Raw genomic sequence first — 8,414 nt, forward strand, 5'->3', positions numbered from 1 at the left:
ACGCCGCCGCCCATCATCCGAGGCACAGCATCACCACGCCTGGATCCCGACCTCGCCTATTGCCGGTCTCGCTTGGAGCGACCGGCAATCAAGCGATGGGACGAGTCGGGCCGAGGCTGGCAAGCCAGAGGATGGAGCCATGCCGGTGTGGCATGGCGGCAGCACAGTTGATCGGCTCCGTTTCGTCGATACAGCGGTGTCCGAGCGCTCGGGACACCACCATTACGGCGAGACGGCGATCATCAACCGGCTCGTGCCTGCTTGCTACCTCGGGGGTTCCCACCGTCCAGAGCACCACATACTGCTGCTCGCTCTTGCTCATGTCCGTTGTGGTCCCAGGAATTTACGCGTCGCCGGATGTCGGCAGGTTCTACCGCCCACCCGTACCGCCGAAGTCGAATTCGTCCCTGGCGGCTGAGCACCCGTCGAGCGTCCTTCTGTTGCCGACGCCAGCTAGATATTTACAATGGCTGATGTTTGTCGGACCGGTTCCCGTCCCCCACTCCACCTGCTCGAGGAGCTGAAAACATGTTGCGACGCCGTCGTCGTGCAGCCCCCGTACTGGCCGGGCTGCTCCTTCTGGCCCTGTCTGTGTCCCTGTTGCCACCGGCGTCGGTGGCCGGCACCGCCGCGGCCGGCACATCCCGCACCAGGCCGGTGCCACTCACCGAGCTGACCGTGGTAACCGAACAGGTGGCGTTCGGTCTGCAGCGTCCGATCGCGCTCACCGGGCTGCCGGACGGCCGGATGCTGATCGCGGAGAAGAACGGCACCGTCCGCGCCTACCACCCCGCCACCGGTTTGGCGGCCAAGCCGGTGCTCGACCTGACCGCCCGGATCGACACGTCGGACAACGAGCGCGGACTGCTCGGCATCACGCCTGCGCCGAACTTCGCGCGGACCGGGATCCTCTACGTGGCCTACACGAGCCTGCCGGCCGGCGCGCTGACCCTGGCGCGAGTGCCGATCGGCGCTCCTGGGCGGTTGCAGGTGCTGCTCACCCAGGAGCACGCCGAGTACGGCAACCACAACGGCGGACAGGTGGCGTTCGGCCGCGACGGCTACCTCTACTGGTCCCTCGGCGACGGCGGCCACGCGAACGACCCCTTCAAGTCCGGTCAGGACCTCGGCACCCTGCTCGGCAAGATCGTGCGGATCGACGTCAACCGCACCTGCGGGGCGAAGCCCTACTGCGTGCCCGCCGACAACCCGTTCGTCCGCACGCGCGGCGCGCGGCCGGAAATCTGGGTCTATGGGCTGCGCAACCCGTGGCGGTTCTCCATCGACCCGGTCGACAACTCGCTGTGGATCGGTGACGTCGGCCAGGGCCTGGTCGAGGAGATCAACCACATCCGCCCGTGGCAGCGTGGGGCGAACCTCGGCTGGTCGTGCCGGGAGGGCACTCCGGTGTTCGACCCGGAGCAGTGCCGGCCGGGCGTGCAGTACACCGACCCCGTTTTCGAGTACCCACATTTCATGACGGATGGCTGCTCGGTGATTGGCGGCGTCGTGTACCGAGGGTCCGCCACCCCGGAGGCATGGGGGACCTACGTCGCGAGCGACTACTGCTCGACCCGGGCGTACGCCGTACGACCCAAACTCACCGGCGGCTACGAGACCGCCGAAATCGGCAACTTTCCCACCCAGCCGACCGCCATCGAGAGGGACGTGCGCGGCGAACTGTACGTGCTCAGTGACCTGCCGGGATGGCTGAGCCGGGTACGGTTCGAGCGAGTCCAGCCAGCCTCTGGCGGCGGGGCGGCGAACCGCTGAACCCGGGCGACACATCCGCATCCGCAATACCCCTCGGGGACGGCCGCGTCCGTGCGGCCGTCCCCAACTCACTTCGATACAGCCGGCACACCGCCTTCGATCCAGCCGGCGCACCGCCGCACCGAGCGAACCTGGGGCACCCCACCAGCACGGTCGCCCGACCCGCGCGATCAGGGCGAAACCACGAGGCGAGCCCGTAGGGTCGGTCGCGTGGCCGAGACACAAACCGAACCTGATCTCTCCTACATCGCCAGCGTGACGCGCGTCCGTGCGGCCGGCGGCATCGTCCTGCGTGACGAGGCCGGTCGGGTGTTGGTGGTTCACCCGACGTACAAGGACGCGTGGGAAATTCCCGGCGGATTGGTGGAACCGGACGAGTCACCGGCGCACGCGTGCGCGCGCGAGGTCAAGGAGGAACTGGCTCTGTCGGTGTCCGCAGGACCGCTGCTGTGCGTGGACTGGGTGCCGGCGAGCCCGCCATGGGATGGCGGGCTCATGTTCGTGTTCGACGGCGGAGTGCTGACAGCGAACCAGATCGCGGCGATCCGCCTGTGCCCCGACGAGCTGGACCGGTTCGAGTTCATCGAGCCGGAGCGCCTCGATGAGGTGTTGATCCCACCTATGGCTAGGCGGGTTACCGCAGCCGTCGCCGCGATCGGACGTGGCGGTGTCTACCTTGAAGACGGAGTAGCGACCTCAAACGGGTAATTGGCCGCACCGAACCGTGAACGCGGTACGCACGGCAAGTCAGGTGTGGCCGAGCTATCGGTGGGTACCGAGGATGACAGCCTCGACCGGTGGTCAGGACGCCAGCCGTTTCGGCTTCGGTCAACCGTCGGCACGGACGACGATGCTCAGGGCCTCGACGACCAGACGGGTGAGATCGGAAAGCTGGTCTGCACCGAGAGCGACGCCGTGCAGGTTGTCCAACGGTGTCCTGAAGTGCTGCAACCGGCTGCCCCGCAGATCGGCGCCGTCGAGGCGGCAGGATTCCAGCTCCAGATCGCTGAGGTCGCAGGAGCGCAGAGCGACGCCGGACAGGCGGCAGGACGACCAACTGCCGTGGCCGAGGGTGCAGTTGGTGAAGGCCACCGAGCCGACCGCGCTGACTCGATTCAGGGTGGCGTAATCGAAGCGGCAGTCGTCGAACAGGACGTCTTTGAGGCGGACATTGATGAGCCGGTTGCCGGTGAACCTGGATCCGGTGAACGAGCACCGCTCGATGCTGATGCCGGTGAGTGTCGCGCCGGACAGGTCCTCTAGCGCCCTGCGGCTTCAGATGCGAAGCTATCTATGTAACGAGAGGTGCACAGGAAGCCACATTGAGCGATGTTGGTGGTTCTGTTGGAACAACTTCCGTTGTGGGGACCGAGCACGGACGAGCATCCGCCGTCGAAGCCAGTACTGACCCAACCAGCAACGCTTCGCCTCCTGATCACCGTGAAGGCGGCACCCAACCCCTCCGCCCGCTACGGAGAGACAGTCTGCGTCGGCGCGCTCGGCCTGGACCCGCCCTGGACGGGTTGGATACGCCTCTACCCGATCCACTTTCGGGAACTCGCCGACGGCAGCAAGTTCCGTAAGTACGACATCGTCCGCCTTCAGGCAGTGCCGGCCAGAAAAGACGTACGCCGCGAGAGCTGGACGCCGATCGTGGACACCATCACCACCGAGCAGCACCTTGCAGCCAACCAGCAGTCCCGCCGAAATCTCCTCGATCCACTCGTCGAAGACTCCATGTGCCGGCTCAACGAGCAGGCACGCGACGCTCCGAGCGGACGATCGATCGCCCTGATCCGCGTCGCCGATGTCTCGTCCATGCAGATCAAGCGCCGTCCCGGCTGGTCGGCGGAAGAGCGCAGAAAGATCGCGGGCTACCTCAACCAGCTCGACCTACTGGAGCCGTCCAAGCCCATCCCTCTCCAGGCACCACGATTCACCGGCTCCTACCGCTACCGATGCGCAGACCACCGTTGCCGCGGACACCAGCAGACACTGTGGGACTGGGAGTTCGTCGCCCTACAACGTCACCTCACGCAGCTCACCGACGCGGAAGCCACGGATCAACTCAGACACAAGTTCCTCACCCAACTCTGCGCGTCCGACCGCGACGTCGCCTTCTACGTGGGCAACCAGGCGGCAAGACCGCAGTCCTTCAGCATCGGCGGCGTCTACGCACCCAGGCGGCCAACCACTCGATACCGGCTACACGTCAGCCGATGACCTCGGCCAGCACATCGGCATGACAGGCATCCTCAATACGGCACCAACACGCCAACTGTTTCCCGGCAAGCTCCCGACGCGCCCGCTCGACAAGCGCCGGCTGCCCCACCAGCCACTGCCGATACAGACGCAACGCCTCAGCCCGATCATGCTGTCGAAGACTGAACGGATTGGCCCAGGGAGAACGCCGCAACCCGAACCCCTGCCGCCCGACATAGACGGCACCGGACGGCACCACCGGATGGTAGAGATCCCCCTGCACACGAACCCGGGACTGCACCACCACCCGGTCAGCCTAACTGCCGACAACAGGCTCCGACGGGCGCTCGTCAGCAGATCGTGCCCACCCGGTCCCAACGGCTCCCGGGCACCTGGCGAGCGACCAGCCACCGTCGGCGTACGCGAAAAAGGCCCCCGACCTGCAGGGATCTACCAGGTCAAGGGCCTTGCTCGGTGGTGCGCCGCGTAGGACTCGAACCTACAACCCGCGGATAAGAGCCCCGTCGATGCCGTGCTCATCGGTCCCGTGCGGCGTCAGCAGTCCTACATCTCCTACTGGTCCATTGCCTACGGGCCGCCGTGTGCCACCGGATGGCTGTATGTCCATCGCGCGCGAGCACCCGTGGAGCACCCGAATTCTGCGTCCAGGACGACCGTACGCCGGCTCGGAGGACGGCGCGTAAACAGCAGCCGTTCTGGATCAGGTAGTCCTCACCGCAGAGGCCGAAACGGGCAGCATCGTAGTGCCGATCTTTCTAAACCTCAGATCTCCAAGCTCTGGAGGGGGCGAAGGTCAGGGTGACCACCTCGCGCCGCTCCATTGAGATGCTGAGGTCGTCCAGTAGCTCCTGGCGGTTCACTCTCAGGAGATGCCGAACCGGGTCGAGCGGAAGTCCTCCTCATCAGAGGCGACGTGGAAGCCGATCTCCGCCAGCCGCTCCAGCTCGGGCACCGCGATCCCGGCCGGCTGGGCGCAGACGGTCAGCTCGCCGGGCTCGCAGTGCAGCGGGCCGGTGTCGTTGTTGTGGGCATGGGCGAGGATCGCTAAGCCCTCGATCAGCTCGCACCACGCCTGCGGCGCACCGGGGCCGAGAAGCTGCTGAACCAAGGCCCGACGGGCTTCGGGATCCATGCTTGGCTCGGGCTCGTAGTCGTCGATCACGCCACTACCTCCGTCTTGATATGCGCATGGGAGACGGTCGAACGACCGGCTTCCAGGATGGGGATCCTTCACCACGACCTCACGGCCCCGGCTTTCCGGGCCCGCCTTGTCCAACAGGCCCAGCCAACTACACGGTCATCCACGGCTTCCGAGCACCCGCGAAGCGCTCCGGCCAAGGCGGCTCATGCCCCGCGCGGGGCTGTCACCCGGAACTGCGCCTGTCGCTACCGTCGCGGTCGCCTTTCGGGCGTGCCTCAGGGCACGGCGACCCCGACCTCGGAGTGCAGCCAGGTGGCCAGGAGGTCCAGACCACGCCGGTTGTCATGCACCCACTTGGCGAGCGGCAGGACTCCGCTCCATGCGACGCCCGCACCGTCGACTCGATCGGGCTCACGACGCACCAGCCGGTCGTCATCGTCCCAGTCCACTTGGCGCGGCAAGCGTTCACCCTCGATGATTTCCAACACGACGTACCGCAACCTGCAGGCAACGTGGAGCTCGAGGTGGACATCGAGGCAAGGACGGCCTCGACCTGTAGTCAGGCGGTCATCTGCCTCGGCCTCGGTCAACCGGCGGCACGGACGACGATACTCAGCGCCTCGACGGCTAAGCGGGTGAGGTCAGGAAGCTGGTCTTCGCCGAGAACGACGCCGTGAACGTTGTCCAACGGTGTCCTGAAGTGGTGCAACTGGCTGCCCCGCAGGTCGGCGCCGTCGAAGCGGCAGGATTCCAACTCCAGGTCGCTCAGATCGCAGGAGTGCAGGGCGATGCCAGACAGGCGGCAGGACGACCAACTGCCATGGCTGAGGGTGCAGTTGGTGAAGGCCACCGAACCTGCCACGCTGACGCGATTCAGGGTGGCGTAGTCGAACCGGCAACTGTCGAACAGGACGTCTTTGAGGCGAACGTCGATGAGCCGAGCGCCGGTGAACCGGGATCCCGTGAACGAGCACCGCTCGATGCTGATGCCGGTGAGGGTCGAGCCGGACAGGTCCGTCCCCACGACCTCGCACCCGTAGAGAGCCCCCGCTTCCCAGCTGACCTCACCGAGGTCCGCGCCGGTGATCCGGCAGCCTCGGACGCTCTGATCCACAAGCTGCTCGCCACGCCATGAGACCCCATCGACGAGGCCGTCGCGGACGTCATCGTCGGACAGATCGCTGACCTGGTCGAGGTCCTCCGGATCGAGGTCCGGCAGGAGAATGGTCACGTCGCCCACGATCGTCGTCCGCATGTCTCCTCAACCTGTTCGGGCGCGAGGTGGGCACGTCACCCCGCGTCGAACGATGCTGCCAGCTGTCGAACTACTTCTTCTTGTTCCAATTGTCCCAGCCGGGGCGGCTGTCGAACTTCCCCTTGTTGTCCCAGGTGGGACGGTTGTCGAACTTCGCCGCGTCGACCGACGCTACCGCGCGGGTCGGGTCGACACCGAGCAGGGCGAGACGGTCCGGCGGGGTGTCGAGCAGCGCGGCGAGGGCGTGGGTCATGACGATCCTCCTTGAGGGGTGAGGTGATCCGCAGCAGCGCGGATCAGGGCTTGCCGGGTCGTGCGGCAGTAGGCGGTCTCCCGCGTGGTGAAGGTGCCGTGTTCGAAGTAGCGATTGCCGGCCTGCGCACCCCGGCAGAAGTCGTAGAAGTCGCAGCGGTCGGCGCAGTCGTTGAGCGCGATCACGAACTCGGTGACGTATCGCAGCTCGCTGGCACGGGCGAGCATGTCGCCGATCGGCTCGTGGAGCACGTTGCCGGCGATGAAGTCCGCGTAGCGCGGGTCCTTGATGCCGAGCAGTTCCGGTGACAGCAGAACCACCTGGCCGTCGTGGGAGGCGGTGGGGATCGGCTCGTACGGAAAGTGGTCAACGAGCCCGGCGCGGGTTGCGGCGAGGTAATCGGCCAGGCGGTCCACGTCGCGGATCCGGAGCGGACTGCCGGCTAGCCGGTACCGCACGATCTGGTGCCAGAACCGGTAGGCGGCTTCCTCGGAGACTGGCAGGCGGTCGGTACCTTCCTGCTCCTCGATGTTGAAGCCCACCGACTCACAGCCCGGCAGACCGGTGAAGAACTCGACGAGGTCGTCGGCATGGTCGATGGTCTCGGGAGTAACGACGCAGATCACTGAGTACGTCAAGCCGTTGTCGGCGAGCTTCTGTACGCCACGCATCGTTCGGGCGGCCGTTGCCCTGCCGCCCCGGTCGAGCCGGTTGCCGTTCAGCGTGCCTGGACCGTCGATGCTGATCCCGATCTCGAAGCCGTGGGTGGCAAGCAGGTCGCACCACCGCTGGTTAATGAGGGTGCCGTTGGTCTGGATCTCGTGACGCACCCGGCCGTCGCGCCGCAGATCCTCAAACGGAGTCAGCAGCCGTTGAAAAGTCTCGGCGGGTGTAGCAGTCGGCTCGCCGCCGTGCCACACGACACTCACCGGATGACTGCTGTCCTGCTGCGCGGTCGACTCGGCGCAGGCCTGCGCGACGGCATCGCTCATCAGGCGGAGGGACCTACGATCGGGCAGATAGCAGTAGGTGCAGTCGAGGTTGCAGAAGCTAGTGGGCTGCAGGACCAGTGTGTGGAACCTGCTGGCAATCGCCGGCTGGCGATTGGCGTTGATGAGACCAATGCCGTTCACGATGTCTCCCCATTCTCGATCGCCGTGACGGTGTTGACTCGGTAGGCGCGGGCGCGGGCGGGCCACCCCAGGAACCGGTCAAATAGTGAGGCGGTACCACCCGCCGCATTGGGATTGAGCCGGTGCAGGTCATCGATTGCGTCGTGCAGGCAGCTGGCTAGGTAGAGGAACAGGCCCACCGGGCTGCCCTGGTACTCGGCCGTGAGGGCGAGCTTCGCCGCGCCACACGGCCACGGCTGACCGCACCGCCGGCAAAGCCACACCGGCCGCATTGGCAGATGTTCCTGCCGGAACAACGCTGCACCATTCGCTCGTGCCCGGCTCTGGCCCCGGTCGCCGGTCACCGGTCGTCGTGCTCTCGTGCCTGTCGCTCGAGCACGATCCGCCAGACATGCGTCAGCAGCGGCGGGTCGGCACGGCCCAGCCGCACCACCGGGGGAACCCCGGCTGCACGGTCTTGTGGGGGTTCACCGATCTTGGCGTTGCGCGAGATGTACACGGTCATGACCGACCTCCGGTCAGAGCTGTCAACTGCGTGCGGTGGGCTTGCCGGCGTGCCGGCAAGCCCACCGCTGTCAGCCAGCGGCGGGGAACTGACCACCGGTCGCCCGCCCACGCAGCGCCCTGTTGGCGGTA

General features: G+C 66.5%; 12 protein-coding genes and 1 pseudogene. 3 read left to right on the plus strand and 10 right to left on the minus strand.

The window, feature by feature from the left end:
* Positions 1-88: 88 nt before the first annotated feature.
* Positions 89-322 (minus strand): hypothetical protein, encoded by a 234-nt coding sequence (locus Vqi01_RS29420; protein ID WP_204038401.1) that lies wholly within the window; start codon positions 320-322, stop codon positions 89-91.
* A 206-nt stretch (positions 323-528) separates the two neighbouring features.
* On the opposite strand from Vqi01_RS29420, the gene Vqi01_RS29425 reads away from it, so the two are divergent.
* Together Vqi01_RS29425 and Vqi01_RS29430 are read left to right on the plus strand one after the other, a co-directional pair.
* Positions 529-1,773 carry a PQQ-dependent sugar dehydrogenase gene (locus Vqi01_RS29425; RefSeq protein ID WP_204038402.1) on the plus strand — a complete coding sequence of 415 codons (1,245 nt, stop codon included), beginning with the start codon at positions 529-531 and terminating at the stop codon, positions 1,771-1,773.
* 210 nt (positions 1,774-1,983) lie between these two features.
* Positions 1,984-2,481: an NUDIX domain-containing protein gene (locus tag Vqi01_RS29430; RefSeq protein WP_204038403.1), complete on the plus strand. Its 498-nt coding sequence runs from the start codon at positions 1,984-1,986 to the stop codon at positions 2,479-2,481.
* Positions 2,482-2,601: 120 nt separating this feature from the next.
* Here the strand turns inward: Vqi01_RS29430 and Vqi01_RS29435 are convergent.
* Positions 2,602-3,030: pseudogene (locus tag Vqi01_RS29435) on the minus strand (pentapeptide repeat-containing protein); the annotation flags it as partial.
* A gap of 72 nt (positions 3,031-3,102) precedes the next feature.
* Between Vqi01_RS29435 and Vqi01_RS29440 the strand changes: the two are divergent.
* Positions 3,103-3,996: a DUF8757 domain-containing protein gene (locus tag Vqi01_RS29440; protein WP_204038404.1), complete on the plus strand. Its 894-nt coding sequence runs from the start codon at positions 3,103-3,105 to the stop codon at positions 3,994-3,996.
* Here the strand turns inward: Vqi01_RS29440 and Vqi01_RS29445 are convergent.
* The 8 genes from Vqi01_RS29445 to amcA (Vqi01_RS29480) all read right to left on the minus strand — a co-directional run bounded on the left by Vqi01_RS29445 (position 3,986) and on the right by amcA (Vqi01_RS29480) (position 8,283).
* The gene (locus Vqi01_RS29445; RefSeq protein ID WP_239098758.1) at positions 3,986-4,282 is read right to left on the minus strand and encodes a DUF4326 domain-containing protein; all 297 of its coding nucleotides are present in this window, start codon (positions 4,280-4,282) and stop codon (positions 3,986-3,988) included. The two genes, Vqi01_RS29440 and Vqi01_RS29445, sit on opposite strands and share 11 nt — an antisense overlap.
* A gap of 576 nt (positions 4,283-4,858) precedes the next feature.
* Positions 4,859-5,158 (minus strand): hypothetical protein, encoded by a 300-nt coding sequence (locus Vqi01_RS29450; protein WP_204038405.1) that lies wholly within the window; start codon positions 5,156-5,158, stop codon positions 4,859-4,861.
* A gap of 254 nt (positions 5,159-5,412) precedes the next feature.
* Positions 5,413-5,598 (minus strand): hypothetical protein, encoded by a 186-nt coding sequence (locus Vqi01_RS29455; RefSeq protein ID WP_204038406.1) that lies wholly within the window; start codon positions 5,596-5,598, stop codon positions 5,413-5,415.
* Positions 5,599-5,723: 125 nt separating this feature from the next.
* Positions 5,724-6,392 carry a pentapeptide repeat-containing protein gene (locus Vqi01_RS29460; RefSeq protein WP_204038407.1) on the minus strand — a complete coding sequence of 223 codons (669 nt, stop codon included), beginning with the start codon at positions 6,390-6,392 and terminating at the stop codon, positions 5,724-5,726.
* Between the two features lie 70 nt (positions 6,393-6,462).
* Positions 6,463-6,645, minus strand: coding sequence for a multiple cyclophane-containing RiPP AmcA (gene amcA / locus Vqi01_RS29465; protein WP_204038408.1), 183 nt, complete (start codon positions 6,643-6,645; stop codon positions 6,463-6,465).
* Entirely contained in the window at positions 6,642-7,778 is a 1,137-nt protein-coding gene (gene amcB / locus Vqi01_RS29470) for a cyclophane-forming radical SAM peptide maturase AmcB (protein ID WP_204038413.1), read from the minus strand. The genes amcA (Vqi01_RS29465) and amcB overlap by 4 nt, the downstream gene beginning before the upstream one ends.
* On the minus strand, positions 7,775-8,050 hold the full coding sequence (locus Vqi01_RS29475) for a hypothetical protein (RefSeq protein WP_239098759.1): 276 nt from the start codon (positions 8,048-8,050) through the stop codon (positions 7,775-7,777). The genes amcB and Vqi01_RS29475 overlap by 4 nt, the downstream gene beginning before the upstream one ends.
* A 68-nt stretch (positions 8,051-8,118) precedes the next feature.
* Positions 8,119-8,283, minus strand: coding sequence for a multiple cyclophane-containing RiPP AmcA (amcA, locus tag Vqi01_RS29480; RefSeq protein ID WP_204038410.1), 165 nt, complete (start codon positions 8,281-8,283; stop codon positions 8,119-8,121).
* Positions 8,284-8,414: the final 131 nt, after the last annotated feature.

The organism is Micromonospora qiuiae, from assembly GCF_016863555.1.
GTDB classification, from domain to species: Bacteria; Actinomycetota; Actinomycetes; order Mycobacteriales; family Micromonosporaceae; genus Micromonospora; species Micromonospora qiuiae.

Bases quoted from the DNA above. Each gene is read 5' to 3' on its own strand.
- Vqi01_RS29420 (WP_204038401.1), bottom strand. From the start codon at position 322: ATGAGCAAGAGCGAGCAGCAGTATGTGGTGCTCTGGACGGTGGGAACC.
- Vqi01_RS29425 (WP_204038402.1), top strand. From the start codon at position 529: ATGTTGCGACGCCGTCGTCGTGCAGCCCCCGTACTGGCCGGGCTGCTC.
- Vqi01_RS29440 (WP_204038404.1), top strand. From the start codon at position 3,103: ATGTTGGTGGTTCTGTTGGAACAACTTCCGTTGTGGGGACCGAGCACG.
- Vqi01_RS29460 (WP_204038407.1), bottom strand. From the start codon at position 6,392: ATGCGGACGACGATCGTGGGCGACGTGACCATTCTCCTGCCGGACCTC.
- amcA (WP_204038408.1), bottom strand. From the start codon at position 6,645: ATGACCCACGCCCTCGCCGCGCTGCTCGACACCCCGCCGGACCGTCTC.
- Vqi01_RS29475 (WP_239098759.1), bottom strand. From the start codon at position 8,050: ATGCGGCCGGTGTGGCTTTGCCGGCGGTGCGGTCAGCCGTGGCCGTGT.
- amcA (WP_204038410.1), bottom strand. From the start codon at position 8,283: ATGACCGTGTACATCTCGCGCAACGCCAAGATCGGTGAACCCCCACAA.